This window comes from Roseomonas sp. USHLN139, assembly GCF_037145735.1.
Lineage (GTDB): Bacteria > Pseudomonadota > Alphaproteobacteria > Acetobacterales > Acetobacteraceae > Pseudoroseomonas.
The window spans coordinates 228,797-254,721 of the sequence record NZ_JBBCWY010000007.1; the positions used below are offsets into that span (position 1 = coordinate 228,797).

Genomic DNA, 25,925 nt, shown 5'->3' on the forward strand with positions numbered 1-25,925 from the left:
GCGCCGACCATAGCGGAAGCCGGGGCGCGGGAAAGGGCGGGCCCGGCTTTGCCCGCTTGACCGCGGCGGGGGCTGGTGGTTTCTCCGCAGCTCCGGCCGACCCGCCCCCCGCGCGCGGGCCGCCGGGAAGGGCCGGGACGGGCAGGGTGGCCGCCGCCGGCAGCCAGCACTGCCCAAGATCGCGCCCGGAGGAATGCCGCATGCCTGCCTATCGCTCCCGCACCACGACCCATGGCCGCAACATGGCCGGCGCCCGCGGCCTGTGGCGCGCGACCGGCATGAAGGATTCCGACTTCGGCAAGCCGATCATCGCGGTGGCCAATTCCTTCACCCAGTTCGTCCCCGGCCATGTCCATCTGAAGGACCTCGGCCAGCTGGTCGCGCGCGAGATTGAGGCGGCCGGCGGCGTCGCCAAGGAATTCAACACCATCGCAGTGGATGACGGCATCGCCATGGGGCATGGCGGCATGCTCTACAGCCTGCCCTCGCGCGAGCTGATCGCCGATTCCGTCGAATACATGGTCAATGCCCATTGCGCCGACGCGATGGTCTGCATCAGCAACTGCGACAAGATCACGCCCGGCATGCTGATGGCGGCGATGCGCCTGAACATCCCGGTGATCTTCGTCTCCGGCGGCCCGATGGAGGCCGGCAAGGTGGTCCATCGCGGCCAGAAGCGCAGCATCGACCTGATCGACGCCATGGTCGCCGCCGCCGACAGCAGCGTGACCGACGAGGAAGTCCAGGTCATCGAGCGCTCGGCGTGCCCGACCTGCGGCAGCTGCTCGGGCATGTTCACCGCCAATTCGATGAACTGCCTGACCGAGGCGCTGGGCCTGGCGCTGCCGGGCAACGGCACCATCGTCGCCACCCATGCCGACCGCCGCGACCTGTTCCTGGAAGCCGGCCGCACCATCGTCGACCTGGCGCGCCGCTGGTACGAGCAGGATGACGCGACCGCCCTGCCGCGCAACATCGCCAGCTTCGCCGCCTTCGAGAATGCGATGACGCTGGACATCGCCATGGGCGGCTCGACCAACACCGTGCTGCACCTGTTGGCCGCCTCGGAAGAGGGCAAGGTCGGCTTCACCATGCGCGACATCGACCGCCTGTCGCGCCGCGTCCCCGTGCTCTGCAAGGTCGCGCCCGCCGTGGCCAATGTCCATGTCGAGGACGTCCACCGCGCCGGCGGCATTCTGGGCATCCTGGGCGAGCTGGATCGGGCGGGCCTGCTCGATACGTCCTGCGCGACCGTGCATGCGCCGACGCTCGCCGACGCGCTGGACCGCTGGGACCTGAAGCGCGGCGCCGGCAAGACCGCGCAGACCCTGTTCAGCGCGGCCCCGGGCGGCATCCCGACCACCCAGGCCTTCAGCCAGTCGGCCCGCTGGGAGGAGCTCGACCTCGACCGCGAGAAGGGCGTCATCCGCGATGCCGCGCATGCCTTCTCGAAGGATGGCGGGCTGGCGGTGCTCTACGGCAACCTGGCGGAAGACGGCTGCATCGTGAAGACGGCCGGCGTCGACGCCTCGATCCTGACGTTCAACGGCCCGGCGCGGCTGTTCGAAAGCCAGGACGCGGCGGTGGACGGCATCCTGGGCGGCAAGGTCGTCGCCGGCGACGTGGTGCTGATCCGCTACGAGGGCCCCAAGGGCGGCCCCGGCATGCAGGAGATGCTCTATCCGACCAGCTACCTGAAGTCGAAGGGGCTGGGCAAGGCCTGCGCCCTGGTGACCGATGGCCGCTTCTCCGGCGGCTCCTCGGGCCTCTCCATCGGCCACTGCTCGCCCGAGGCGGCCGAGGGCGGCACCATCGGCCTGGTCGAGGAGGGCGACCGGATCGAGATCGACATCCCGAACCGCGTCATCCGCCTGGCCGTCCCCGACGAGGTGCTGGCCGAGCGCCGCGCCGCCATGGAAGCCCGCGGCGAGGAAGCCTGGCAGCCGGTCGGCCGCGAGCGCGTGGTCTCGACGGCGCTGCAGGCCTATGCCGCGCTGACCACCAGCGCGGCGCGCGGCGCGGTGCGCGACGTCAGCCAGCAGCGCCGCAAGCGCTGAGCTAGGCGGCCACTTCGGCCGGGGGCACCACCCCCGGCCGGGGATCCAGCGGCAGCTTCAGGGAAAGCCCGCTGGCCTGCTCGAACAGCGCCGCCGCCTGCAGCGCGATCTCGTCGCGGCGGGGCGGCGCCACCACCTGCAGCCCGACCGGCCGGCCGAACTGGTCGAAGCCGCAGGGCACCGCGACCGCCGGGCAGCCGGCGAGCGTAATGGCGGCGTTGATCATCGAGCCGGCCATGTAGTTCTCCAGCTTCACGCCAGCGATGGTCTCCGGGTTGCGCAGCATGACGTCGAAGGCCGGCGTCGCGGCGCCGGGCGTGACGAAGACATCGTAGCGCGCGAACATCGATGCCATCCGGCGGTAGAAGGCCGCGCGCTGCCGGTCGGCCCAGGCCAGCTGGCTCGGCGTCGCCGCCAGGCCGCGCTCGGTATTCCAGATGATGTCGGGCTTGATCTGGTCGCGATGCGTCGCGAGCTGCGCCTCGCGGTCGACCACGAAGGCCTGGCTGCGCAGGATCAGGAAGGCTTCGCCCAGTTCCTCCAGGTCGGGGGCGAATTCCTCGACGATGCAGCCCCTCTCCTCGAAATGGCGCATGGCGGCCCGCGTCAGCGCCTGGGTCTCGCGGTCGACCGGCAGCTGGCCGTTGAAGTCGGTGGTGAAGGCGATGCGCTTCGGCCGCTCCGCCGCGGCCGCCACGACGGCGGCGGCATAGGGGCGCGCCGGGGCGTCATAGGTCAGCGGGTCCAGCGGGCACCAGCCGGCCATGGCGTCGAGGAACAGCGCGAGATCGGGGACATTCCGCGCCATCGGCCCCTGCACCGAGAGCGGGGAGAAGAGATTGTTCACCGTCCCCCGCGTCACCCGCCCCGGCGAGGGCCGCAGCCCGACCACGCCGCAATAGGTGCCTGGCCGGCGCAGGCTGCCGCCATGGTCGGTGCCCTGGGCCAGCCAGGCCTCGCCGGTGGCCACCGACACCGCGCCGCCGCCCGTCGACCCGCCACAGGTGAGGGAGGTGTTCCAGGGGTTGCGCGTGCGGCCGAAGACCTCGTTGAAGGTGGAGCCGCCGGCGCCGAATTCCGGCGTGTTCGACTTGCCGATGACGATGCCGCCCGCCGCCTCGATCCGCTGGACCACCGGGTGCGAGGCCGCCGGCACATGGTCGCGGAAGATCGGCGAGCCATAGGTGGTGCGCACCCCCGCGACATCGGTCAGGTCCTTGATGCTGACCGGCAGCCCGCCGAGCCAGCCGGGCCGGCCTTCGCCGCCACGGTCGCGCCCCTCCATCAGCCGCCGCGCGTGGTCGCGGGCGCGGTCCAGGCAAAGTGTCGGCAGCGCGTTCACCGCTGGCTCCACGGCGGCGATGCGGGCGGCGGCGGCCTCGACCAGCTCGAGGGGAGAGACCTCGCCGCGCTGCAGGCGGGCGACGGCCTCGGTCGCGGTCAGGCGGATCAGATCGTCATGCATGGCGGTGAGCCTGCCACCGCCGGCGGCCGCTGCCCAGGCCCCGATCCTGACTTGCGAGAAGGAACATTATCGCAAGTTGACACTGCCCGGATGGGCCGCCTAGCCTGCCCCCGCATGACCGCCGATCCGAAGCCTGAACGCGCCGCCCGCCTCGCCGCCCGCTACCGCGTCGCCGCCGATGCCGCGGCGACGGTGCGCGCCTATACCGCCGACTGGGCCGCCTTCGCGCTCTGGTGCCAGGCGCGCGGCGCCGAGGCGCTGCCGGCGGCGCCGGCGCTGGTCGGCGACTACCTGGCCGAGCTCGGCGAAGGCTATGCCCGCGCCACGCTGCGGCGCAAGGTCGCCGGCATCGCCCGCGCGCATCGCCTGGCCGGGCATCCGCTCGACACCCGCCACACCGCGATCCGCGAGGTGCTGCGCGGCATCGGCCGCACCCATGGCGACCCGCCGAAACGCGCCCAGGCGCTGACCACGGCGGAGATCCGCCGGCTGGTCGCGGTCTGCGAGGAGGATCTGGCCGGGCTGCGCGACCGTTCCCTGCTGCTGCTCGGCTTCGCCGGCGCCCTGCGGCGGTCGGAGCTCTGCGGCATCGCCGTCGAGCACATCGCCTGGAAGCCGCGCGGCCTGGAGCTGCTGATCCCGCGCTCGAAGACCGACCAGGAGGGCGAGGGCCAGCGCATCGGCATCCCCGAGGGGCGCGCGGCGGAGACCTGCCCGGTGCGGGCGCTGAAGGCCTGGCTGCAGGCCGCCGGCATCACCCGCGGCCCGGCCTTCCGCGGCGTCACCCGGCACCAGACGATCCGCGACGGCGCGCTGACCGGCGAGGCGCTGCGGCTGATCCTGCTGAAGCGAGCGCAGCAGGCCGGTATCCGCGCGACGCTGCTGGAGCCGCTCTCGCCGCATGGCTTGCGCGCCGGTTTCATCACCACCGCCTATCGCGCCGGTGTGCCCGACGAGGAGATCATGGGCCATAGCCGGCACCGCAGCCTGACCACCATGCGCAGCTATGTCCGCCGCTCGCGCCTGGGCGCCGCCAGCCCGGCGGGCAAGGTCGGGCTGTAGCAGCCACCGCCTCGGCGGGGCGTTCTTCCGCCGGGTGGAAGGGCGCCGGCCGGCCGCGCGAAGCGGCCTTGTCGGCGGTGCGGGCCTGCCCCTAGATGCCGGCGACCCGCAAGGATTCCCGCTGATGCACCGCCGCGACCTGCTTGCCGCCGCCCTGGCCACCTCGGCCCTGGCCAGCCCCGCCCTGCTGGCCCTGCCGGCGCGCGCCCAGGCGGTCGCCCGCGCCCGGACGCTGCGGGTGGTGCCGGAGACGCTGACCACCATCCTCGACCCGCATTTCACCACCAGCTTCACCGCGCGCGACTTTTCCTACCTGGTCTTCGACACGCTCTTCGCCATGGACGACCAGTGGCGGCCGCAGCCGCAGATGGTCGACAACTTCGAGCGCAGCGCCGACGGGCTGAGCTGGCGCTTCACCCTGCGCGACGGCCTGGCCTTCCATGACGGCGCGCCGGTGACGTCCGAGGATGTGGTCGCCAGCCTGCGCCGCTGGGCCGCGCGCGACGCGCTGGGCGGGCAGCTGCTGCGCGCCACCGCGACGCTCGAGCCGGTCGACGCCCGCAGCTTCCGCCTGGTGCTGGCGCGCCCCTTCGGCCTGGTGCTGGAGGCGCTGGCCAAGCCCGGCGCCATGGTGCCGATGATCATGCCGAAGCGGCTGGCCGAGACGCCAGCCAGCCAGCCGGTCACCACGCCGATCGGCTCCGGCCCCTATCGCTTCGTCGCCGAGGAATACCGCCCCGGCGACCGCATCGTGCTGGCCCGCAACCCTGGCTATCGCCCGCGCGAGGGCGCCCCGGTCTGGGCCAGCGGCGGCAAGGTTCCGCGCTTCGAGCGGGTCGAGCTGATCGCCATGCCGGATGTCTCGACCCAGGTCAGTGCGCTGACCACCGGCGAGGTCGACTACCTGGAACGCGTCCCCGCCGACGTGCTGCCGATCCTGGAGCGCAACCGCCAGGTCCGCGTGCAGGTGGTCAGCCCCTTCGGCTACCAGGGCATCCTGCGCTTCAACCACCGCCTGCCGCCCTTCGACAATCCCACGGTGCGCCGCGCGGTGATGCTGGCGGTCAACCAAGCCGACTACCTGCCCGGCGTCGCCGGCCGCCCGGAATTCGGCCGCGAATGCCGCAGTTTCTTCGGATGCGGCACGCCCTACGAGACCACCGCCGGGATGCCGCCGGCGGCGGATCTGGCGGCGGCGAAGCAGCTGCTGGCCGAGAGCGGCGCCGACCTGCAGCGCCCGGTGGTTATCCTGCACCCGGCCGATGCGCCGGGCATCGCCGCGCTCGGGCTGGTGACGCAGGACCTGCTGACGAAGCTGGGCTTCAAGGTCGACCTGCAGAGCATGGACCTGAACACCTTCTTCGGCCGCCGCGCCCGGCCGGAAGGCTGGAACATCTTCCACACCACCAACACCGTGCCGGACATGCAGACGCCGCTGCAGAACGTCTATCTCAATGGCGCCGGTCCCGGCCCGGCGGGCTTCGCCGGCTGGCCGGAGGATGCCGAGGTCGAGCGGCTGCGCAGCGACTTCGCCGCCGCCGGCAGCGAAGAGGCCCGCAAGGCGCTGGCCGAGAAGATCCATGCCCGCGCCGCCGAGGCCGGCTTCTACATGCCGCTCGGGCAGTTCGTCACACCCTCCGCCTGGCGCGCCGACCTGACCGGGGTGTTGACCGGCCCTGCCATGTTCCTGTGGAACATCGGCCGGTGAGCGCCGTGCTGGGCTATTCCGACTTTATCGACCTGGTGCCGAAGGTCGAGCTGCATCTGCACATCGCCGGCGCCGTGCGCGCGACCACGCTGGTCGAGCTCGCCGAGAAGAATGGCGTGCTGCTGCCGCGCCCCGCCGAGACGCTGTTCCAGTGGCAGGATTTCTACGGCTTCCTCGAGATCCTGCGGCTGGGCGCCCTGGCGGTGAAGGACCGCGAGGATTTCGCCCGCGTCGCCTATGAATGCATCGAGGACCTGCACCGCGACGGCGCCGTCCGCCACGCGGAGATCTTCTTCAACCCGCATTACTACACGCCGAACGGCGCCATCTATCCGGACATTGTCGACGGGCTGATCGAAGGGCTGGAAAGGGCCGAGGCCGAATTCGGCGTTTCTTCTCTGTTGATCGCCTGCATCGACCGCAGCGTCTGCCTGCCTTCCGAGGCGCTGGAGATGCTGGACTGGATCGCCGGCCATCCGCGCCACCAGGTGGTGGGCGTCGGCCTCGACGGCGCCGAGCGCGCCGGCCCGCCGCTGGTCTGGGTCGAGGCCTGGCGCCGCGCGGCACGCGCCGGCCTGCGCCGCACCGCCCATGTCTGCGAGGACAACCAGACCCTCTATGAAGGGCCGCCGGCGCATTTCACCCATTGCCGTGACGCGCTGGGCTGCGACCGGCTGGACCATGGCTACAACATGCTGGCCGATCCGGCGATCACCGCGCGGGCGGCGGCGGAGGGCGTGCCCTTCACCATGGCCTGCTGGTCCTCGATCCCCGGCAACCGCGCGCCGCGGCAGCAGCGCATCAGGCGGATGTATGAGGCCGGGCTGAACATCGTGCTCGGCACCGACGACCCGACCTTCTTCCGCACCACGATGAACCATTGCTGGCGCACGCTCTTCGCCGCCAATGGCTGGCAGCCGGCCGACGCCCGCCGGCTGAGCCTGGCCGGCATCGAGGCCAGCTGGCTGCCCGAGGCGCAGAAGGAAATCCTGCGCGCCGAGTTCGCGGCGCGGCTGGACGCGCTGGAGGCGGCGCTCGACCCCGCCGACCGCGTGTTGGACGAGGCGGTGCAGCGGCCCCAGCCCGTCATGCCGGGCTGAGGCCGCCACCATCTCGCCGCGGCGGGGCCGGCGCCCGCGCCGTCAGCCCTCCGCCGTCAGCCCTGGGGCTGCAGCTTGTCCTGGGTCTTCGTCTCGAAGTCGCTGGCCTCGTGCCGCTCATGCAGCTGGCTGGAGGGCTCGCCGGTCACCCGGTTGACCATGCGGCCGCGCTGCACCGCCGGCCGCGCCAGCACCTGGTCGGCCCAGCGGTTGACGTGCTTGTAGCTGGCGACGTCGAGGAATTCGGCGGCGTTGTACAGCCAGCCCTTCACCAGCCCGCCATACCAGGGGAAGACGGCGATATCGGCGATGCTATAGGCCTCGCCGCCCAGATAAGGGCTGTCCGCCAGGCGGCGGTCCAGCACGTCCAGCTGCCGCTTGGCCTCCATGGCGAAGCGGTCGATCGGGTACTGCATCTTGCTCGGCGCATAGGCATAGAAATGGCCGAAGCCGCCACCGAGATAGGGGGCGCTGCCCATCTGCCAGAACAGCCAGGACAGCACCTCGGCCCGCGCCGGATCCTGCGGCGGCGGCAGGAACTCGCCGAACTTCTCCGCCAGATGCACCAGGATGGCGCCGGATTCGAAGACGCGCACCGGCTTCTCGCCGCTGCGGTCGAGCAGGGCCGGGATCTTCGAATTCGGATTGATCTCGACGAAGCCGCTGCCGAACTGATCGCCATCGCCGATGCGGATCAGCCAGGCATCGTATTCGGCGCCGGCATGGCCTTTCGCCAGCAGCTCCTCCAGCATGATGGTGACCTTCACGCCGTTCGGCGTGCCGAGCGAATAGAGCTGCAGCGGGTGGCGCCCCACCGGCAGCTCCTTCTCATGCGTGGGGCCAGCGACGGGGCGGTTGATAGTGGCGAAGCGGCCGCCGCTGGCCTTGTCCCAGGTCCAGACCTTGGGCGGCTGGTAGTCGGGGGTGTTGCTCATCGGTTCTCTCCGGAATGCGCGGCCGCGACGCGGCCCTTGCCCCTCACCTCGTCACGCGGGGCCGAATAACAAGGTTCAGCCAGGCGGCGACCCGCGATCCCAGCGTCGCGGGGACCTCCAGCGGGATCATGTGGCCGGTCTCCTCGATCACCGCCAGCGTGGCGCCGGGGATGCCGTCGCGCAGCGCCGCGGCCTCGTCCAGCGAGCGCAGCCGGTCCTGCCGCCCGGCGACCACCAGGGTGGGGACGCCGATCTCCCGCAGGCGCTCCGCATCGCCCGGGCGGTCGAGCCGCAGCTGCCGGCGGAAGGTGTCGGGCCCCAGCCGCTCGCCCATGGCCTGGATGCGGGCGATCAGGGCCGGGTCCCCGGCGCGCGCCGGATGCAGCGAGCGGGCGATGGCGGCCCGGCCGAGCCGCACCCCCTGCCCCACCCGCGCGGCCGCCTGGGCCTTGCTGGCGGCCCGCTCCGCGCTGTCGCCCTCGGCGGAGGTGGCGATCAGCACCAGCGCCTGCACCCGGCCGGGCGCCTGGCGCGCCACCTCGCGCGCCACATAGCCGCCCATCGAGAAGCCCAGCGCGACGAATTCGGGCGGCGCCGCGGCCAGCGCCCGCGCCGCCATCCCGGCGATGCTGTCGTCCTGCGCCGGATCGGCATGGATGAAGGGGGCGAAATCCTGCCACTGCGGCAGCAGCGCCGACCAGAGGTCGGCATCGGTCATGAAGCCGGGCATCAGCAGCATCGCCATGCCGCCAGCCTAGTCCTGTGGCGCGCGGCGGCAAGCCCGTCTCGACAGCCCGGCCCGCAGGGTCTTGGATGGCCGCCGCACAACGAGGAATGGACGAGACATGCGGGGCATGGTGGTGGCGGCGCAGCCCGAGGCGGCGGAAGCGGGGGTGCTGGCGCTGCGGCGCGGCGGCAATGCCATCGACGCGGCGGTGGCCGCGGCCTTCGTCCAGGGCGTGGTCGATCCCTTCATGACCGGCATCGCCGGCTATGGCGCCATGCAGGTCTATATGCCGAAGCGCGGCATTCACAGAACGCTGAGCTTCTTCGCCCGCGCCCCGGCGGCGGCGGCGCCCGACATGTGGGCGGACATCGCCAATGGCCAGTCGCGCGACGGCTTCGCCTATCTGGTGAAGGGGCAGGTCAATGACATGGGCTACCAGGCGCCGGGGACGCCGGGGAACCTGGCCGGCTACTGTGCCGCGCTGGAGACCTACGGCACCATGGACCTCGCCGAGGTCATGCGCCCGGCGATCGAGCAGGCCCGCCACGGCTACATGGTGCGGCCCTATGTGCAGTATTTCTGGAACCTCGACCACAGCGCCTCGGGCCTGGTGAACCCGGCCGAGGCGCTGCGCTTCAGCCCCTCGGGCCGCGCGCTCTATTGCCGCCCCGATGGCAGCATCAAGCGCGCCGGCGACCGGGTGGTGAACCCGGACATGGCCACCTCGCTGGAGCGCATCGCCCGGCATGGCCCGGATCTGTTCTATCGCGGCGAGATGGCCGAGCAGATCGCCGCCGACTTCAGGAAGCATGGCGGGCTGCTGTCGCTGGAGGATCTGAAGGGCGTCCGCGTCGCCGAGGCCGATCCGGTCTGGGGCAGCTATCGCGGATTGCCGGTGGCGAGCCTCGGCGTACCCGGCGGCGGCGTCACCCTGCTGCAGCTGCTGCATGTCATGGAGCAGTTCGACCTGGCCGGCCTCGAGCACAACAGCCCCGAGCATCTGCGCATCCTGGCCGAGGCGATGAAGCAGGTCGCCATCGACCGCGACGCCTTCATCGGCGATCCCGACTTCGTCGAGGTGCCGGTGGAGAGGCTGCTGTCCAAGTCGCGCGCCGGCGAGATCGCGGCCCGCATCCGCGCGCGCGAGAAGGCGCATGTCGTGCGCGCGCCCTACGAGTCGGCCGACACCACCCATGTCAGCGTCGTCGATGCCGAGGGCAATGCGGTCTCGCTGACGCACACGCTGAACACCCCCTCCGGCGTCATCACCGAGGGGCTGGGCTTCATGTACAACGGCTTGATGAGCGGCTTCGATCCGCGCCCCGGCCGGCCGCATTCCATCGCCCCGGGCAAGAGCCGCACCTCCTCCCAGAGCCCGACCATCGTCTTCCGCGACGAGAAGCCCTTCATCGTGGTCGGCGCGCCGGGCGGCACCGCCATCGTCCCCGCCATCGCCCAGGGCATCAGCAATGTCGTCGACCATGGCATGAGCATGTTCGAGGCGGTTGCGGCGCCGCGCATCTCGGTCAACAGCGACACCATCGACGTCTCCAACCGCATCCCGCATTTCGTTACGCGGGCGCTGGAGGCCGAGGGCTATCCGATCGCCCGCAGCGCCATGGGATTCGCCTTCGCCGCGCTGCACGCCATCAAGATCGAGGGCGGCCGCGCCACCGGCGGCGCCGACCCGCAGCGGGACGGCGTCGCGCTGCAGGCCTAGGCGGGCGCGAGGCGCAGCAGCGCGCCCTCGGCGCCGTCGGTCAGCAGCATGACCGCGCCGTCGCGGGCGACGCGCACGTCGCGGAGGCGCGCCTGGCCTTCCAGGTAGCGCGCCTCGCCGGTGACGCGCTGGCCCTCCAGCGTCAAGCGCACCAGGCACATGCCCGACAGCCCGCCGACCAGCAGGCTGCCGCGCCAGGCCGGGAAGAGCGGGCCGTCGTAGAAGGCCAGCCCGCTCGGCGCGATGACGGGATCCCAGTAGTAGAGCGGCTGCTCCATGCCCTCGGCCGCGGTGCGGCCCTGGCCGATGGCGCGGCCGCTGTATTCCAGCCCGTAGCTGATCACCGGCCAGCCATAATTGCGGCCCGGCTGCGGCCGGTTCAGCTCGTCGCCGCCGCGCGGCCCGTGCTCCACCGTCCAGAGCGCGCCATCGGGGCCGAGCACCGCCGATTGCAGGTTGCGGTGGCCATAGGACCAGATCTCCGGCTGGCCGCCGGGGAGCGCCGGATTGCCCGGCGCGGCGCCGCCCTCGGGGGTGATGCGCAGCACCTTGCCGAGATGCGTGGACACGTCCTGCGCGAGCTGGCGCGGCTCGGGCAGCGAGCGCTCGCCGGTGGTGACGAAGAGCATGCCCTGCCGGTCGAAGACCAGGCGCGAGCCGAAATGCAGGGTGGAGCGCCAGCCCGGCTGCTGGCGGAAGATGACGCGCACCTCCTCGAGGCGCGTGAAGTCGGCGGACAAGGTGCCAGTGGCGACGCTGGTGCCGTTCAGCCCCTGGCCGCGCGGCTCGGCATAGCTCCACCAGATGCGGCGGTCCTCGGCGAAGCCCGGGCGGATGGCGACGTCCAGCAGCCCGCCCTGGCCCTGGAAGTCGACCGGCGGCAGGCCGGCGATCGGCGGCGACAAGCGGCCGTCGCGGCCGATGCGGCGGAGGCGCCCTGCCCGCTCGGTGACCAGCCAGCCGCCGCCGGGCAGCTCGGCCAGGCCCCAGGGATTCTCCAGCCCGCCGGCCACCACCTGGGTGCGCGGCGTCACGCTGTCGCGGATCACCGGCGCCCGCGTCTGGCCGGCAAAGGCCGGGCGCTGGTCGCGCGCATTCGGGGCCGCGTCGTTGAAGCCGGCGGCGCGCAGGGCCACCAGCGGCAGGGTGGCGGCGGCGGCGCCCAGCAGCAGGGCGCGGCGGGAGGGCGCGCTCATCCGGCGGCCTTGACGGCGCGCCAGGCGGCGCCGCCCTCGACCTGGCCGGTCAGCGCCCCGCCTTCCAGCCGGCCGGTGTAGCGGCGGCCATTGGCGGTGAAGGTGATCGCCTCGCCCTCCATCTTCGCCTCGCTGATCGCATGCGCCTGGCCGCCCTGGGTCAGCGTGCCGGTCAGCCCCTGGTAGCGCTGCTCCAGCACCAGCCGGTCCTCGCCGATCTGCCAGGTGCCGGCAACCCGGGCCGGGATGATCCAGAGATAGGCGCGGCAGAAGCTGGCGCAGGCGGCGCCGGTGTCGAAGCTCTGGTCGGGCTTCCAGTCGCCCATGGTGAAGGTGTTGGAGACGACACGGGTGCCCGGCTTCATCGCCAGCAGCGTCGGGCGCAGCCGCTCGTTCAGGGTCTGCAGCAGGAACAGGGTGACGACGGTGGCGTCGGAGAAGTCGGACTGGAAGATGTCGGCCTGGACGAAGCTGGCCCGGCCGGTGACCCCGGCGGCCTCGGCATTGCGGCGCGACAGCGCCACCATGTCGGGGTTGAACTCGATGCCATGCGCGCGGGCGCCGCGCTGCGCCGCGGTGATCACCGTGCGGCCGTCGCCGGAGCCGAGATCGACGACATAGTCCTGCGCGGTGACCCGGGCCATGTCGAGCATGCGGTCGACCAGCTGCTGCTGCGTCGGCACCCAGACCACGTCCTTGCCGGCCTGGCCGACGGTCGGGCTGTAGGCCGGGGCGCCAGTGGACTGTTGGGGGGACTGTTGGGGCGGCTGCTGGGCCGTGGCGGCACCGGCCAGCAGCGGCATGGCGCAGGCGGCGAGCAGGAGGAGGCGGCGCATGCGGCAGGGGCTCATGGGCGGGTCTCTCCGAAGCAAGGCGTGAAGCCGGCGCGGCGGCGGAACAGCAGCAGCGGCAGGCCGGCGGCGACCACGGCGAGCCCGACCAGGGCGCCGAGGCCGGTATAGGCGATGCTGGCATGCAGCATGTAGCCGCAGGTCAGGCAGAACAGCGCGGGGGTCAGCGGATAGAGCGGCACCTTGTAGGGCAGCACGCGACCGGGCTCGCGCCGCCGCAGGACGAACAGCGCCAGGCCGACCAGGAACAGGAATCCCCAGAAGACCGGGGCGGTGTAGTCGACCATGGCGCGGAAGCCGTCCTCGGTGACGGCGCCGAGGCCGACCAGGGCGAGGGCGATCGCGCCCTGCAGGATCAGGCCATTCGCGGGCGTCGCCCCGCGCCCCGCCCCGCCGCCGCGAGACTTCCAGCGGCTGATGACGGACAAAAAGGTGACATCGGCGGCCATGGCCGACCAGGAGCGGGCGCCGGTGAAGATGGTGGCGTTCAGCGTCGAGATGGCGGCGACGATGATGGCGGCGCTGACCAGCCCGGCGCCCGAGGGGCCGGCGACCCGGGCCATCATCTCGGCGGCGACGGCATTCGAGCCGCGCAGCCCGTCGAGGCCCAGGATCGACAGCAGCGCCAGATTGGCCAGCACATAGAGCGCGACCAGGATGGCGGTGCCGGCCAGCAGCACGCGGGGGATGGTGCGCGGCGCGTCCTGCATCTCGCCGGTCAGATAGGCGGCCTCGTTCCAGCCGCCATAGGTCAGCAGCACGAAGACCATGGCCATGCCGAAGGCCGCCGTCGCCGGCGCCACGGCGGGGGTGGGCACGGTCTCGGCCGGGGTGCCGAACAGGCCGAAGCCGATGATGGCGATGATGGCGCCGACCTCGATGGCGGTGGCGGCGAGCTGCAGGTTCTTGCCCGGCAGCGTGCCCAGCACGTTCACCGCGGTCAGCGCGACGATGGAGAGCGCGGCGTAGAGCGCCGGCCCCTGCGGCCCGGCCGGCAGCAGCTGCGCCGCATAGTCGCCGAGCACGAAGGCGACGCCGGCGATCGCCCCGGTCTGGATCACCGAGCCGCGCGCCCAGCCGAACAGCATGGCCACCGGCCGGCCATAGGCGCGGGAGAGGAAATGGTATTCGCCGCCGGCATGCGGATGGGCCGCCGCCAGCTCGGCATAGCAGAGCGCGCCGATCAGGGTGACCAGGCCGCCGGCCACCCAGACGCCGATGAAGGCCAACTCGCTCTCGACATGCGCCGCGACCAGCGAGGGGGTGCGGAAGATGCCGATGCCGACGACGATGCCCACCAGCATGATGGTGGCGTCCAGCGCCGACAGGGAGGCGCGGGGCGGCGTCGGCTCAGGCGGCATGCGGACCCTCTCGTCAGCCGTCGGCAGCCTGGCGGAAAGGCTTCCGAAGGCTTTCCAGAGGATTACGGAACGGTCATCTGAAACGTCAAGGTGTCAGCGCGGCGAGGCGCGGCAAAATCGCGACAGCGCTATTCCGCGGCCGGCTGCAGCACGGCCGGCGGGGCCGCGGCGGTGGCCTGCCGCGCCGGAAAGGTCACGCTGAAGACCGCGCCGCCGCCCTCGCGCGGGGCGCCGGCGATGCGGCCGTCATGCGCCTCGACGATCGTGCGGCAGATCGACAGCCCCATCCCCATCCCCTCCGGCCGGGTGGTGTAGAAGGCGCGGAACAGGTCCGGCAGGGCCGTCTCGGAGAGGCCGACGCCGCGGTCGGCGACCCGGAAGCCGATCTCCTCGCCGCGCTCGGTGGAGAGCACCACCCGCTGCGGGCCGGGCATCCCGCGGCTCGCCTGCATGGCGTTGACCAGGAGATTGACCACCACCTGCTGGATCTGCACCCGGTCGGCGAGCAGCGGCAGCGGCCCCGGCGCCAGATAGAGGTCGAGCGCCACCTCCTGCTCGGCGAGTTCGCGGCGCAGCAGCCCGGCGGCCTCGGCGACGACGCGGTTGAGGTCGAGCCAGGCGCGCTCCGGCGCGTGGCGGCCCGCCATGCCGCGCAGCCGCTGCACGATGGTCTTGGCGCGCTGCGCCTCGGCGACGATGGCGGCCAGGCAGTCGCGCACCTCGCCCAGCGCCGGCGGGTCGCGCGCCAGCCAGCGCAGCGCCGCGTCGCCGTTGAAGGTGAGCGCGGCCAGCGGCTGGTTGATCTCATGCGCGATCGAGGCCGAGAGCTCCCCCAGGGTCGCGACGCGCGCGACATGCGCCAGCTCTGCCTGGGCCTGCTCGGCGGCGCGGGCGGCCTGCTGGGCGCGGAGCCTGGCCAGATCCTGCTCGCGCAGCGCGATGCCGCTCTGGGCCAGGAGGCTGCGGTAGCGCTGCTCGCTGGCCGCCAGCTCGCGCCGGGCGCGGGCCAGGCACCAGGCCAGCGGCAGGGCGACGGCCAGCGTCAGCAGCGCCGCCAGCCCGGCCACCGCCGCCGCCCCCGGCGCCTGCAGCCGCGCCAGGCCGAGCGCCAGCAGGAAGGCCGCCGCCGCCGGCAGGGCCAGCAGCAGGCTGCCGCGCCAGGGCGGGCGGTGCGCGGCGGACAGGGCGTCTGGCCTCGGCGCCATGGGCGGTGGCGGGTCCCCGATCGAGCGGCCGGCGGCACGGCGCCGCAGGCGGGGAAACTTCTGACCGCGCCCGCCGCGGGGGGCCAGTGAAATGCTGTGAAAGCGGCCGGGCCTCACGCCCCGGCCAGGGGTGGGGCCAGGGGCGGGGCCAGCGGCAGGGCGAGGCGCAGCCGCCCGCCCGGGCCGGGCTCGATGGCGATCATCCCGTCATGCGCCTCGACGATCGAGCGGCTGACTGCCAGCCCCAACCCCATGCCGCCGGGGCGGGTGCTGAAGAAGGCGTCGAAGGCCTGCGCCGCACCTTCGGCGCCGAAGCCGGGGCCGCTGTCCTCGACGCGCAGCTCGGCCATGCCGGCCACCGCCTCGGCGCGCAGCCGCAGGCGGCGCTCGCCCTCCGGCAGGGCCTGCATGGCCTGCAGGGCGTTGGTGACGAGGTTGACGAAAAGCTGGTGCAGCAGCAGGCGGTCGCCCTGCAGCCGCAGCCCGGGCGCCAGCTCGAGCTGCAGCGCGATGCCGGCCGCCTGCAGCTCGCGCTGCACCAGCTGCCGCGCCTCCTCGACCAGCTCGGCCAGGTCCAGCGGCAGCAGCTCGGGCTCGGACCGGCCGAGCAGCCGGCGGATGCGGCGCACCACCTCGCCGCCATGCCGGGCGGCGGCGCCGACCTCGGCCAGCGCGGCGCGCGCCTCGGCGAGCTCCGGCGGCGCGCGGCTCAGCCAGCGGCGGGCGGCATCCGCCCCGGCGCGGATCGCCGCCAGCGGCTGGTTGACCTCATGCGCGATGGCCGCCGCCAGCTCGCCCAGCGCCGCGACGCGGCCGGCGCGGTCCAGCTCGGCGCGCATCTGCGCCAGCATGTCCTGCATGCGGCGGCGCTCGGTGACGTCGAGCACGCTGGCCTGGACGCGGGCCAGGCTTTCGCCGGGCGGCGGAAAGTTCAGCGCGACGATGATGTCGACGGCGGCACCATCCGCCGCGCGCAGCCGCGCCTCGGCGGTGAAATGCGGCTGGCCGGCATCGAGTGCGACCAGGCACTGGGCGAAGCTCTCGTCGGTCTCCGGCAGGAAGCCGGAGAGATGCGTGAAGAACTTTTCCTTCGAGGGCACGCCGAGCAGCTTCAGCGCGGTGGCATTGACGTCGGTGACGGTGACCAGGCGGCGGGTGGCGATGACGAAGTCGGGGTGCTCGGCCAGGTAACGCGGCAGGTCGGTGACGCCGGCAGCGCGCAGCCCTTCCAGCGCCTGCTGCACCGGGCGGAAGTCATGCTCCCAGATGCCGACGGCCAGCGTCTCGAAGATGGTGCGGTAGCGCGATTCGCTCGCCGCCAGCAGCCGGGCCTGTTCTGCCTGCAGCGCGCGGGCGGCGATGCTGCGCAGCGCCAGCAGGCTCGCCGCGGCCAGCGCCACCAGGCTGAAGGCCAGCCGCAGCGTCGCCGCCGGCTCGGCCGCCAGTCCATGGCCGATGCCGTAGCCGAGCAGCGCCAGCCCGCCGCAGAGGGCGGCGAGGGCGACGACCCCGCGCTGCGGCAGCAGGTTGGCGGCCAGCAGCGGCACCAGCACGTAGAGCACGGCGATGGCGCTGGACAGGCTGGTGAAGGCGTCCACCCCGAAGACCGCCGCCACCAGCGCCAGCAGGAGGAGACAGCGGCGGCGCCGCGCGGCCGGCCTCGGGATCTCGGGGGAAGGCATCGCCGGCGGCGGGTCCTGCATCGGCTGTGCCCCGGTCGGTGGCGGCTCGTCGCCCTGCCGGGAGCGTGGTGACGGGAGAAGCATCAGGAAGCGCGAGCCGGGCGATCGGACAGCAGGCCGGGCCGGCTGTCTTGGACGATCCGCAGGCGGCCGGCGGCCGCGGCGGCCGGTCGGGCTCCGGTGCGGCACCGCATCGGTGCTTGCCGCGGCGGCGCGGATTTGGAAGATCGGCGCCGAGACCAGCCGCCCCGGAGAAAGCCCATGCCTGCCGCCAAGGACTCCGAGACGCCGCTGATCCTGGTGCTCGACGATGATGCGCGCATCCGCCGCGCGCTGGACACGCTGCTGCGCTCGGTCGGCCATCGCACGGCGCTCTACGAGTCGGCGCTGGACCTGCTGGAGGCGCCGCTGCCGCCGCTGGCCGGCTGCCTGCTGATGGATGTGCGCCTGCCGCGGATGAGCGGCCTCGAGCTGCAGGCGCGGCTGGCCGAGCGCGGCGAGCAGCTGCCGGTCGTCTTCATGACCGGCTATGGCGACGTGCCGATGTCGGTGAAGGCGATGAAGGCCGGCGCGGTCGACTTCCTGATCAAGCCGTTCCGCGACCAGGACCTGCTCGATGCGGTGGACCTGGCGCTCGGGCGCGACCGCGAGCGGCGGCAGGCGCAGGCGGCGCTGTCGGCGGCGCGGGCGCTGCACGCCACGCTGACCCCGCGCGAGGCGCAGGTGATGACCCTGGTCACCGCCGGGCTGATGAACAAGCAGGTGGCGGGCGAGCTCGGCCTCAGCGAGATCACGGTGAAGCTCCACCGCTCCAGCCTGATGCGCAAGCTGGGCACCCGCAGCCTGGCCGAGCTGGTGCGGCTGGCGCAGCGCCTCGGCGTGTGAAACCCCGGCCCCCAACCATCGTATAGATGCCGCCCGGGGAAACAGGCCCCTAGATAGCTGCAGCGCCCGGCGGAAGCGGCGCCGGGGACAGGACGTGCAGCCACTCATCGCCATCGTCGAGGATGACCGGCGCGTCAGGACGGCCACCGCCAGCCTGCTGCGCGCCGCCGGCCATGCCTCGGAAGGCTTCGCCTCGGCCGAGGATTTCCTGGCCGACGATCCGGGCCGCTTCGCCTGCGTCATCTCCGACGTGCAGATGCCGGGCCGCTCGGGGCTGGAGCTGCTGGGGCTGCTGGCGGCGCGCGGCGGGCCGCCGGTGATCCTGATGACCGCCTTCCCCGATCCGCGGCTGGAGCGCCAGGCGCGGGCCGGCGGCGCGCTCGACGTCCTGGAGAAGCCCTGCGATCCGGAGCGGATGCTGGCCAGCCTGCAGCGCGCGCTCGGCTGAGCGCAACGGCCCGCGGAGGGGCCACCCCCTACGAAGGTATGGGGCGAGCCGCACGAAGGGCGCGGCCGGATCAATCCCCGTAGAATGGAGCGCGCCGCCCGCCCCCTCCACCCTGGCGCCCGTCAGGCCGGCATCGCCGGCCATCCTTCCAGGACGGAGCGCGCCCGAGCATGTCCAGCACCCTCTCCCCCGTGCCGCCCGCCACCGTCCCGGCCGGCCTGTCGCGGCTGCTGCGCGATGCGCGCGCCCTGCTCGGCCGCGACCAGCATGCGGCGGGGCTGATCCTCGAACGCGCCACCCGGCTGCTGGAGCCGCAGCCGCCGCGGCCCGCCCCGCTGCTTCCCGCCCCGCTGCTCCCCGCTGCCGTGCCGGGCGGCCTGGCCGGCTGGCAGGTGGCGCGGCTGACCCGGCATGTCGAGGCCGGCCTCGGCGGGCCGCTGCTGCTGAAGGAGCTCGCCGGCGTCGCCCGGCTGAGCACCGGGCATTTCGCCCGCGCCTTCAAGCAGAGCTTCGGCATCACCGCGCATGCCTATGTCATGCAGCAGCGCATGGCCCGGGCGAAGCGGCTGATGCTGGAGACCGAGGCGCCGCTCTGCCAGATCGCCCTGCTCTGCGGCATGGCGGACCAGCCGCATTTCTCCCGCGTCTTCCGCCGGCTGGAAGGCAGCACCCCGATGGCCTGGCGCCGGCGGCAGCGCGCCACCCGCGGCTGACATCCGGGCGGCCTGGAGGAGCAAGGCGGCGGACCCGGCGGTCCGCCGCCTTCGCTGTCGGTCACTCGCGGGACAGCCCCGGCTGCAGCGGCAGCAGGTGGCGCACCAGCGGCGGGCCGTCGCCGCTGTGGAAGCGCAGCACCGCCTGCTGCAGATCGGCATCGGCGCGCGAGACGCGGTGGTGCTGGCGCAGATGCTCGGCCCAGCTTTCCACCAGGAACCATTCCAGCACGCGCTCGGGCTCGGCCACGTCCTCGTGCACGCCCCAGGCGAAGGCGCCGTCGCGGCGGCGCTCATCGGCCAGGGCGTGCAGCGCGCGGTGGAAGCCAGCGCGGTCGGCCGCCCGGATGCGGTACTCGATCTGGATCAGCGCCGGGCCGCGGTCATGCGCGACCGGATCGGCCAGCAGCGGCTCCGGCCAGTGGCGGGCGGCGACCAGGTCGCTCTCGCCGGCCGGCAGGCGCAGCCGGTGCATGACGAGCGCGGCGGCGACCAGCAGCAGCGCCGCGGCGACCAGCGTGCCGGCAATCCCCAGCAGCTCGGCCACGGCGCCCCAGCCCAGGCTGCCGGCGGTCATGGCGCCGTTGAAGACGGTCAGATAGACCGCCAGCGCCCGGCCGCGCACCCAGTTGGGCAGGATCGCCTGGGCGATGCCGTTCAGCGTGGTCAGCGCCAGGATCCAGGCGCCGCCCAGCAGCAGCAGCACCAGCGGCGCCACCCAGCGCGGCGGTGCCGCCGCCAGCACCAGCATCACCGCCGCGGTGACGCCGGCCGCCGCCAGCAGCAGCCCGTCGCCGTCGAGCCGGGCGCGCAGCCGCGGCATCACCAGCGCGCCGCCGATGGCCCCTGCTCCCACCGCACCCAGCAGCAGGCCGTAATAGCCGGCGTCACCCCCCAGCAGCCGGCGCGCCACCAGCGGCAGCAGCGCCCAGACCGCGCTGGCGCAGCCGAAGAAGACGGCGGCGCGGACCAGCACCACATGCAGCTCGCGGCTGGCGCGTGCATAGCGCAGCCCGGCGCGGAAGGCGCCGCCGAAGCGCTCGGCCAGCGGGTCGGCCTCCTGCTTCGGGCGCTGCCACCAGAGCAGCGCGCCGATGACCACGACATAGCTGGCGACATCGACGCCATAGGTCAGCGAGGCGCCGAAGCCGGCCAGCAGCAGGCCCCCCGCCGCCGGGCCGATGGCGCGCGCGACATTGATGCCGAGCGAGTTCAGCGCGACCGCGCTTTTCACCTCGCGCGGTTCGACCAGGTCGGGGACGATGGCCTGCCAGGTCGGCGCCATCAGCGCCGCGCCGACGCCGCCCAGGAAGGTCAGCGCGACCAGTGCCGAGACGGTGATGGCGCCGCTGGCGGACAGCAGCACCAGGGTCAGGCTGACGCTGGCCAGCAGCAGCTGCACCGCGATCAGGAAGCGGCGGCGGTCGAGGATGTCGGAGAGCACGCCGGCCGGGATGGCCAGCAGGAAGACCGGCAGGGTGGCGGCGGCCTGAATCAGCGACACCGCGGCCGGGCCGGCGGCCAGCTCGGTCACCAGCCAGCCGCTGGCGACGTCGCGCATGAAGCTGCCGATATTGCCGGCGATGGTGGCGATCCAGAGCACCAGGAAGGCGGTCTGGCGCAGCGGCGCGAAGGGGGAAACGGCTCGGGCCTCGGGCATGGCCGGGTCCTTTCGGTCAGAACGTCGGAGAGAGGGCGACGGCCGCGGCGCGCCTCATGCCCGGCGCGCCAGCAGGCCGCGGTCATGCAGGGCGACCAGCAGGAAGGCGCCGGCCAGGCCGAGATGCTCGTGGAAGGCATTGGCGGCCATGAAGCGCGGCGGGCCGGGCGGCATCTCCCAGTAGCGCAGCGCGACGAAGGTGGCCGCCAGGGTGAAGCCGCCCAGCGCCAGGGCGCCCAGCCAGCGCAGCCGGCCGCTGAGGACCAGGGCGCTGGCGCCGAGCTCGAGCAGGATGGTGCCGGCGGTCACCACGGCGGGGAAAGGCAGCCCGAAATGGGCCGCCTCCGCGACGCCGCCCGGAAAATCGAGCAGCTTGTTCAGCCCGCCCTGCAGATAGGCGGCGCAAAGCCCGAGCAGGCCGAGCCAGGCGAGCAGACGCGGCGCCATGTCAGAAGGCCCAGCAGGAGCAGCCGAGCGCTCCCCAGAAGGCATTGTCCGCCGGCACGCTGCTGGCCCAGGCCTGGGCATGGCCGTTGCCATGGACGTTGCAGGCGCTGTCGCAGCAGCGGGACTGCGCCAGGAACTGCGTCGCCCCCTTCTGCATCGCGCGCTGCTGGTAGCCGCCGAAATGATTGACCGGCGACCAGTCCGGCATGGCCGGCGGCAGCGGCGGCGAGAGCTTGGCGAAGTCGCCGGCGCCATGGACGATCCTGCCGCCGACGATGGTCAGATCCGAGGTGATGTCCTGGATCTCGTCGCCGGGAATGGCGAACAGGTCGCGGTCCAGCACGGCGAGATCGGCCATCTGGCCGACGACGATCTGCCCCTTCTGGCCTTCCATGTTGGCGAACCAGGTGACCTTCTCGGTCAGCATGCGCAGCGCCGTCTCGCGGTCGAGGGTGTTGTGCTCGGGCGTGATGCGCATCCCGCCGACGGTGCGGCCCGTCGCCAGCCAGGAGAGCGCCACCCAGGGATTGTAGGAGGCGACGCGCGTCGCATCGGTCCCGGCCGAGACCCTGACACCCATCTCCAGCATCCTGGCCACGGGCGGCGTCGCCTCGGCGGCGCGGGCGCCGTAGCGCTCGACGAAATACTCTCCCTGGTATGCCATGCGGTGCTGCACCGCGACGCCGCCGCCGAGGCGCGCGATGCGTTCCAGGGACTTCTCGGACACCGTCTCGGCATGGTCGAAGATCCAATGGAGATCGCCGATCGGCATCTCGGCATCGACCTTCTCGAAGACGTCCAGCGCCCGGCTGATGGTCTGGTCATAGGTGGCGTGCAGCCGCCAGGGCCAGCGGTTCTGCACCAGCACGCGGGCGACCTGCTCCAGGTCGTCCTCCATGCTGGCGGGCATGTCCGGGCGCTCGACGCGGAAATCCTCGAAATCGGCGGCGGAATAGACCAGCATCTCGCCGGCGCCGTTCAGCCGGAAATAGTCGTCGCCCTGCTGGTACTTGTTCTCCGAGGTCCAGCGCAGGAAGTCTTCCTTCTCCTGCCTGGGCTTCTGGGTGAACAGGTTGTAGGCGATGCGCACCGTCAGCTCGCCGTCATCGGCCAGCTTGCGGATGACGTCGTAGTCGTCGGGGAAGTTCTGGTTGCCGCCGCCGGCATCGATGGCGCTGGTGACGCCCAGCCGGTTGAGATCGCGCAGAAAGTGCCGCGTCGAGTTCAGCTGGTAGTCGAAGGGCAGCTTCGGGCCGCGCGCCAGGGTGGCGTAGAGGATGGTCGCGTTGGGCTTCGCCAGCAGCAGCCCGGTCGGCGTGCCGTCGGGGCCGCGCTGGATTTCTCCCCCCGGCGGGTTGGGCGTGTCCTTGTCGTAGCCGGCGGCGCGGAGTGCCGCGGCATTCAGCAGCGCGCGGTCGTAGAGATGCAGGATGAAGACCGGCGTCTCGGGGGCTGCGGCATTGATCTCGTCCAGCGTCGGCAGGCGCTTCTCGACGAACTGGTGCTCGGTGAAGCCGCCGACGATGCGCACCCATTGCGGCGGCGGCGTGATCGCCACCTGGCGCTTCAGCATGGCCATGGCGTCGGCGAGGCTGCGCACCCCGTCCCAGCGCAGCTCCATGTTGAAGTTCAGCCCGCCGCGGATGACATGCAGGTGGTTGTCGAACAGGCCCGGCACCAGGCGGCGGCCGCCCAGGTCGATCACCTGCGTCTGCGGCCCTGCGCTGGCCATGATGGACGCCAGGTCGCCGACCTCCGAAAAAAAGCCGTCCTTGATGGCGACCGCCTCGGGCGCGGGGTTGCCGCGGTCCAGCGTGGTGATCCGGGCGTTGCGCAGGATCATGTCGGGCGCAGCGGCGGCGCCCCGGTTCTCGGCCATGGCGCTCTTCCCCCTGGCGGTTGCGGGGCCGGGGGCCGTGCGGTCCCCGGCAATCCGGCCGGCTGTCAGGCCTTGTCCGCGGGGGGCGTCGCCGCCCCCGGCAGGTGGCCGAAGATGTGCCGGCGGCAATCGGCCTTGCGGACCGACAGGCCGATTCCATGGCCCTGCAGCAGGTGGCGGGCAACCGGGATCACCTGCTCGCCCACCAGGATGCCCAGCAGCCCGACCAGCGCCACCACCGGCGGCGCCGGCGAGCGCACGCCGAGCAGGCTGTAGAGGATGCCGACCAGCAGGCCGGCACCCAGCGCCATCGCATAGATCTTCATGCCGATCTCCATGGCGGGCGGCGCGCCGGGGGCTTCAGGCCTCGTGCGCGTTGAACATCGACTTGGCGTAGATGATGCCAAGGCCATAGGCGCCGCCGAACTTCTTGGCGATGCCGGTGGTCATCTCGTAGGTCCCGGTGCGGGCCCAGTCGCGCTGCATCTCCAGCAGGTACTGCAGCGACGTGATCGGCTGCGCGCCGGCCTGGATCATGCGCTGCATGGCGCGCTCATGCGCCTCCTCGGAGACGTCGCCGCAGGCATCGGCGATCACATAGACCTCGAAGCCCTGGTCGAGCGCCGAGAGCGCCGGGCCGACGATGCAGACCGAGGTCCAGAGGCCGGACAGCACGATGCGCCGCTTGCCGATGCGGTTGATCTCCGCGATCACCGCGGCATCCTCCCAGGTGTTCATCGAGGTGCGGTCGAGCAGCGCCTGGCCCGGGAAGGCCGTGGTGATCTCCTCGAACATCGGGCCGGAGAACGACTTCTCGGCGACCGTGGTCAGGACCGCCGAGGCGCCGAAGCCGGCGGCGGCATGGGCGACCAGGGCCGCGTTGTTGCGCAGCGTCACCGCGTCGATCGACTTGGTGGCGAAGGCCATCTGCGACTGGAAGTCGATCATGATCAGCGTGTGGTCGGCCGGCGTCAGCAGCTTGGCACCGGGGGTCGGGGTGGCGGTGGGCGTCATGGCGGCGGCTCCGTTGCGGGGGCCATGGACCGGCCCCTTCCTGGGCGTGACCCTAGCCGGCGGCGGCGTGGCGGGATTGGCCGATGCAGGCGTTTTTGTCCCTACATGACATCCGCGCCCAAGCTTGGCCTTTGCCCGGCCGCGGCGCAGCGCCTATACGCAGCCTATGGTGCGAGGCGGACCGATTCAGCGGGCGGGACTGTTGGCGGCGCTGGTGGCGCTCGCCGCCTGCCGCGAGGAGCCGGCGGATCCGCTGTTCACCACGCCGCTGGCGGAATGGCGCCGGCTGGAACTGCCGAGCCAGCTGCTCAAGCCGGTCCAGGGCGGCACGCTGCGGCTGCCGCAGACCACCGCGATCAGCTGCATCGCCCCGCGCCCCGACAATCCCTATGCCAGCTGCAGCTTCCGGCTGTTCGAGGCGGAGGGGCGGCTGGTCCCGGCCGAGGCCAATGCGGCCGAGCCCACCCGCCAGCCCGTGCTGCGCGTCAGCATGGTCTTCGACCCGCAGGCCGCGGCGGCGCAGCGGCGCATGACGCGGGCCGATCCGGCGCAGTGGCCGGCGAGGCCGCCGCCGCTGCCGCAGCCGCCGGTGCGCCAGGCGCTGGAAGGCACGATGGAGGGGCGGCCCTTCGCGCTGGGCTGCTGGGCCTGGCCGCCGCATGAGGCGCTGGGCGACTATGCCTGCCGCCTGGCGATCGGCCAGGACGGCCCCGCCGCCACGTTGGTCGAGTTCCCGGCCGCCTTGCCCCCCGGCGACGGCATGGTCCCGGCCGACCGCCCCCGGCTGCGGCGGATCCTGGCCCTGATCAGCGCCATCGAGGCGTCGTTCCGCACCGACGCGGCTCCCTGAGCCACCGCATCCCGGGGCCGCGGAGGACAGTGCCTAGAGCGCCATATGCGCGCGGACGACCTCGACCCAGGCGCGCGCCGCCTCCGACAGCGGCGCGTCGCGGCGCCAGACCATGCCGGCGCGCCAGCGCAGGTCGGGCTCGTCGATCAGCGCGGTGGCCAGGCCGAGGCCGGGGCGGTTGTCCAGCATCAGCCGCGGCAGCACCGCGACACCGAGCCCGGCCGCGGCCAGCGCGATGATGAAATCCGCCTGGCCGCTGCGCGCCGCCTCGCGCGGGGTGAAGCCGCGGCGGCGGCAGGCGCTCTCGATCAGGTCGTTCAGCGCGAAGCCCTGCTCGTAGAGGATGAAGGGGCTGTCCTGCAGCGCGGCGAGGCGGATCCTCTCCGCTCCCTCCAGCGCGTGGCCGGGCGGCAGCACCGCCATCAGCGGGTCGTCGCGCACCTCCTGCCAGTGCAGCGCGTCGGGCACCGGATGCAGCGCGATGGCCAGGTCCAGCTGGCCGGCCAGCACCGCCTCCTGCAGCCGCCGCCCGCCCTGCTCGCTCAGATCGATGGTGATGCCGGGGAAGCGGGCGCGGAAGGCGGCGACCAGCGGCGCGAAGAGCACGGCGCTGCCGAAGCTGGGCAGGCCGAGCCGCAGCCGCCCCTGCAGCAGCCCGCGGCTGGCGGCGATCTCGGCCAGCAGGGCCTCGCGCTGTTCCAGCATGGCCGTCGCATGGCGCAGCACGATCTCGCCCAGGCTAGTCAGCGCCACCCCGCTGCCGAGCCGGATCAGCAAGGGCCCGCCCAGCTCCTCCTCCAGCTGGCGGACCGCCTTGCTGATGGTCGGCTGGGTGGCGGCGATGCGGCGCCCGGCGGCGGAGAAGCCGCCCTCCTGCGCCACGGCGGCGAAGGCGCGCAGGGCACGCAGGTCCATGATCCCCTCCTATTCCCAGCAGGAATGCAGCAAATTCCATCAATT

The 25,925-nt window shown here is 72.8% G+C and carries 23 protein-coding genes; 9 read left to right on the plus strand and 14 right to left on the minus strand.

Annotated elements, in window-relative coordinates:
* Positions 1 to 200 precede the first annotated feature (200 nt).
* A complete protein-coding gene (ilvD, locus tag WFI16_RS19415; protein ID WP_419899508.1) occupies positions 201 to 2,057 on the plus strand; it encodes a dihydroxy-acid dehydratase in 1,857 nt (618 codons plus the stop codon).
* A gap of 1 nt (position 2,058) precedes the next feature.
* Here the strand turns inward: ilvD and WFI16_RS19420 are convergent, their stop codons facing one another.
* Entirely contained in the window at positions 2,059 to 3,522 is a 1,464-nt protein-coding gene (locus WFI16_RS19420) for an amidase (protein WP_419899509.1), read from the minus strand.
* A gap of 114 nt (positions 3,523 to 3,636) precedes the next feature.
* On the opposite strand from WFI16_RS19420, the gene WFI16_RS19425 reads away from it, so the two are divergent.
* The 3 genes from WFI16_RS19425 (at position 3,637) to add (ending at position 7,392) form a co-directional block, all read left to right on the plus strand.
* Positions 3,637 to 4,584 (plus strand): site-specific integrase, encoded by a 948-nt coding sequence (locus WFI16_RS19425; RefSeq protein WP_419899510.1) that lies wholly within the window; start codon positions 3,637 to 3,639, stop codon positions 4,582 to 4,584.
* Between the two features lie 124 nt (positions 4,585 to 4,708).
* Positions 4,709 to 6,292, plus strand: a complete 1,584-nt coding sequence (locus WFI16_RS19430; RefSeq protein WP_419899511.1) for an ABC transporter substrate-binding protein — start codon at positions 4,709 to 4,711, stop codon at positions 6,290 to 6,292.
* Entirely contained in the window at positions 6,289 to 7,392 is a 1,104-nt protein-coding gene (add, locus tag WFI16_RS19435; RefSeq protein WP_419899512.1) for an adenosine deaminase, read from the plus strand. Before WFI16_RS19430 ends, add begins: the two co-directional genes overlap by 4 nt.
* A gap of 56 nt (positions 7,393 to 7,448) precedes the next feature.
* On the opposite strand, the gene yghU is transcribed toward add, so the two are convergent.
* Together yghU and WFI16_RS19445 are read right to left on the minus strand one after the other, a co-directional pair.
* Positions 7,449 to 8,327 (minus strand): glutathione-dependent disulfide-bond oxidoreductase, encoded by an 879-nt coding sequence (yghU, locus tag WFI16_RS19440; protein ID WP_419899513.1) that lies wholly within the window; start codon positions 8,325 to 8,327, stop codon positions 7,449 to 7,451.
* A 43-nt stretch (positions 8,328 to 8,370) separates the two neighbouring features.
* Positions 8,371 to 9,072 (minus strand): alpha/beta fold hydrolase, encoded by a 702-nt coding sequence (locus tag WFI16_RS19445; protein ID WP_419899514.1) that lies wholly within the window; start codon positions 9,070 to 9,072, stop codon positions 8,371 to 8,373.
* 100 nt (positions 9,073 to 9,172) lie between these two features.
* Between WFI16_RS19445 and ggt the strand changes: the two genes are divergently transcribed.
* Entirely contained in the window at positions 9,173 to 10,774 is a 1,602-nt protein-coding gene (gene ggt / locus WFI16_RS19450; protein ID WP_419899515.1) for a gamma-glutamyltransferase, read from the plus strand.
* Here the strand turns inward: ggt and WFI16_RS19455 are convergent.
* The 5 genes from WFI16_RS19455 to WFI16_RS19475 all read right to left on the minus strand — a co-directional run bounded on the left by WFI16_RS19455 (position 10,771) and on the right by WFI16_RS19475 (position 17,090).
* Positions 10,771 to 11,970, minus strand: a complete 1,200-nt coding sequence (locus WFI16_RS19455; protein ID WP_419899516.1) for a PQQ-dependent sugar dehydrogenase — start codon at positions 11,968 to 11,970, stop codon at positions 10,771 to 10,773. The two genes, ggt and WFI16_RS19455, sit on opposite strands and share 4 nt — an antisense overlap.
* Complete coding sequence (locus tag WFI16_RS19460; protein WP_419899517.1) at positions 11,967 to 12,806, minus strand: class I SAM-dependent methyltransferase; 840 nt, start codon at positions 12,804 to 12,806, stop codon at positions 11,967 to 11,969. The genes WFI16_RS19455 and WFI16_RS19460 overlap by 4 nt, the downstream gene beginning before the upstream one ends.
* Positions 12,807 to 12,817: 11 nt before the next feature.
* Positions 12,818 to 14,182, minus strand: a complete 1,365-nt coding sequence (locus tag WFI16_RS19465) for an APC family permease (protein ID WP_419899518.1) — start codon at positions 14,180 to 14,182, stop codon at positions 12,818 to 12,820.
* 128 nt (positions 14,183 to 14,310) lie between these two features.
* On the minus strand, positions 14,311 to 15,387 hold the full coding sequence (locus WFI16_RS19470) for a sensor histidine kinase (protein ID WP_419899519.1): 1,077 nt from the start codon (positions 15,385 to 15,387) through the stop codon (positions 14,311 to 14,313).
* A gap of 113 nt (positions 15,388 to 15,500) precedes the next feature.
* Positions 15,501 to 17,090 (minus strand): PAS domain-containing sensor histidine kinase, encoded by a 1,590-nt coding sequence (locus WFI16_RS19475; RefSeq protein WP_419899520.1) that lies wholly within the window; start codon positions 17,088 to 17,090, stop codon positions 15,501 to 15,503.
* A gap of 240 nt (positions 17,091 to 17,330) precedes the next feature.
* Between WFI16_RS19475 and WFI16_RS19480 the strand changes: the two genes are divergently transcribed.
* The 3 genes from WFI16_RS19480 to WFI16_RS19490 all read left to right on the plus strand — a co-directional run bounded on the left by WFI16_RS19480 (position 17,331) and on the right by WFI16_RS19490 (position 19,115).
* The gene (locus WFI16_RS19480) at positions 17,331 to 17,954 is read left to right on the plus strand and encodes a response regulator transcription factor (RefSeq protein WP_419899521.1); all 624 of its coding nucleotides are present in this window, start codon (positions 17,331 to 17,333) and stop codon (positions 17,952 to 17,954) included.
* A 94-nt stretch (positions 17,955 to 18,048) separates the two neighbouring features.
* Positions 18,049 to 18,402, plus strand: coding sequence for a response regulator transcription factor (locus tag WFI16_RS19485; RefSeq protein WP_419899522.1), 354 nt, complete (start codon positions 18,049 to 18,051; stop codon positions 18,400 to 18,402).
* Between the two features lie 170 nt (positions 18,403 to 18,572).
* Positions 18,573 to 19,115, plus strand: coding sequence for an AraC family transcriptional regulator (locus WFI16_RS19490; protein WP_419899523.1), 543 nt, complete (start codon positions 18,573 to 18,575; stop codon positions 19,113 to 19,115).
* 61 nt (positions 19,116 to 19,176) lie between these two features.
* Here WFI16_RS19490 and WFI16_RS19495 read toward each other — a convergent pair whose 3' ends face one another.
* From WFI16_RS19495 to WFI16_RS19515, 5 genes are all read right to left on the minus strand, one after another.
* Positions 19,177 to 20,775 carry an MFS transporter gene (locus tag WFI16_RS19495; protein ID WP_419899524.1) on the minus strand — a complete coding sequence of 533 codons (1,599 nt, stop codon included), beginning with the start codon at positions 20,773 to 20,775 and terminating at the stop codon, positions 19,177 to 19,179.
* A 54-nt stretch (positions 20,776 to 20,829) separates the two neighbouring features.
* On the minus strand, positions 20,830 to 21,222 hold the full coding sequence (locus tag WFI16_RS19500; protein ID WP_419899525.1) for a DoxX family protein: 393 nt from the start codon (positions 21,220 to 21,222) through the stop codon (positions 20,830 to 20,832).
* Between the two features lies 1 nt (position 21,223).
* A complete protein-coding gene (locus WFI16_RS19505) occupies positions 21,224 to 23,101 on the minus strand; it encodes an amidohydrolase (protein ID WP_419899526.1) in 1,878 nt (625 codons plus the stop codon).
* 65 nt (positions 23,102 to 23,166) lie between these two features.
* Complete coding sequence (locus tag WFI16_RS19510) at positions 23,167 to 23,427, minus strand: XapX domain-containing protein (protein ID WP_419899527.1); 261 nt, start codon at positions 23,425 to 23,427, stop codon at positions 23,167 to 23,169.
* A gap of 34 nt (positions 23,428 to 23,461) precedes the next feature.
* Complete coding sequence (locus WFI16_RS19515; RefSeq protein ID WP_419899528.1) at positions 23,462 to 24,115, minus strand: hydrolase; 654 nt, start codon at positions 24,113 to 24,115, stop codon at positions 23,462 to 23,464.
* Positions 24,116 to 24,317: 202 nt separating this feature from the next.
* Between WFI16_RS19515 and WFI16_RS19520 the strand changes: the two genes are divergently transcribed.
* Positions 24,318 to 24,965, plus strand: coding sequence for a hypothetical protein (locus tag WFI16_RS19520; RefSeq protein WP_419899529.1), 648 nt, complete (start codon positions 24,318 to 24,320; stop codon positions 24,963 to 24,965).
* Between the two features lie 33 nt (positions 24,966 to 24,998).
* Here WFI16_RS19520 and WFI16_RS19525 read toward each other — a convergent pair whose 3' ends face one another.
* Positions 24,999 to 25,880 carry a LysR family transcriptional regulator gene (locus tag WFI16_RS19525; RefSeq protein ID WP_419899530.1) on the minus strand — a complete coding sequence of 294 codons (882 nt, stop codon included), beginning with the start codon at positions 25,878 to 25,880 and terminating at the stop codon, positions 24,999 to 25,001.
* Between the last annotated feature and the right edge of the window lie 45 nt (positions 25,881 to 25,925).

What these genes read in the sequence shown, in the direction of transcription:
- WFI16_RS19525 (WP_419899530.1), bottom strand. Translation starts at nt 25,880, where the DNA reads ATGGACCTGCGTGCCCTGCGCGCCTTCGCCGCCGTGGCGCAGGAGGGC.
- WFI16_RS19455 (WP_419899516.1), bottom strand. Translation starts at nt 11,970, where the DNA reads ATGAGCGCGCCCTCCCGCCGCGCCCTGCTGCTGGGCGCCGCCGCCGCC.
- WFI16_RS19510 (WP_419899527.1), bottom strand. Translation starts at nt 23,427, where the DNA reads ATGAAGATCTATGCGATGGCGCTGGGTGCCGGCCTGCTGGTCGGCATC.
- WFI16_RS19420 (WP_419899509.1), bottom strand. Translation starts at nt 3,522, where the DNA reads ATGCATGACGATCTGATCCGCCTGACCGCGACCGAGGCCGTCGCCCGC.
- WFI16_RS19480 (WP_419899521.1), top strand. Translation starts at nt 17,331, where the DNA reads ATGCCTGCCGCCAAGGACTCCGAGACGCCGCTGATCCTGGTGCTCGAC.
- WFI16_RS19425 (WP_419899510.1), top strand. Translation starts at nt 3,637, where the DNA reads ATGACCGCCGATCCGAAGCCTGAACGCGCCGCCCGCCTCGCCGCCCGC.
- WFI16_RS19515 (WP_419899528.1), bottom strand. Translation starts at nt 24,115, where the DNA reads ATGACGCCCACCGCCACCCCGACCCCCGGTGCCAAGCTGCTGACGCCG.
- ggt (WP_419899515.1), top strand. Translation starts at nt 9,173, where the DNA reads ATGCGGGGCATGGTGGTGGCGGCGCAGCCCGAGGCGGCGGAAGCGGGG.
- WFI16_RS19500 (WP_419899525.1), bottom strand. Translation starts at nt 21,222, where the DNA reads ATGGCGCCGCGTCTGCTCGCCTGGCTCGGCCTGCTCGGGCTTTGCGCC.
- WFI16_RS19470 (WP_419899519.1), bottom strand. Translation starts at nt 15,387, where the DNA reads ATGGCGCCGAGGCCAGACGCCCTGTCCGCCGCGCACCGCCCGCCCTGG.
- WFI16_RS19490 (WP_419899523.1), top strand. Translation starts at nt 18,573, where the DNA reads ATGTCCAGCACCCTCTCCCCCGTGCCGCCCGCCACCGTCCCGGCCGGC.
- yghU (WP_419899513.1), bottom strand. Translation starts at nt 8,327, where the DNA reads ATGAGCAACACCCCCGACTACCAGCCGCCCAAGGTCTGGACCTGGGAC.
- WFI16_RS19475 (WP_419899520.1), bottom strand. Translation starts at nt 17,090, where the DNA reads ATGCAGGACCCGCCGCCGGCGATGCCTTCCCCCGAGATCCCGAGGCCG.
- WFI16_RS19430 (WP_419899511.1), top strand. Translation starts at nt 4,709, where the DNA reads ATGCACCGCCGCGACCTGCTTGCCGCCGCCCTGGCCACCTCGGCCCTG.
- WFI16_RS19460 (WP_419899517.1), bottom strand. Translation starts at nt 12,806, where the DNA reads ATGCGCCGCCTCCTCCTGCTCGCCGCCTGCGCCATGCCGCTGCTGGCC.
- WFI16_RS19505 (WP_419899526.1), bottom strand. Translation starts at nt 23,101, where the DNA reads ATGGCCGAGAACCGGGGCGCCGCCGCTGCGCCCGACATGATCCTGCGC.
- ilvD (WP_419899508.1), top strand. Translation starts at nt 201, where the DNA reads ATGCCTGCCTATCGCTCCCGCACCACGACCCATGGCCGCAACATGGCC.
- WFI16_RS19445 (WP_419899514.1), bottom strand. Translation starts at nt 9,072, where the DNA reads ATGGCGATGCTGCTGATGCCCGGCTTCATGACCGATGCCGACCTCTGG.
- WFI16_RS19495 (WP_419899524.1), bottom strand. Translation starts at nt 20,775, where the DNA reads ATGCCCGAGGCCCGAGCCGTTTCCCCCTTCGCGCCGCTGCGCCAGACC.
- WFI16_RS19465 (WP_419899518.1), bottom strand. Translation starts at nt 14,182, where the DNA reads ATGCCGCCTGAGCCGACGCCGCCCCGCGCCTCCCTGTCGGCGCTGGAC.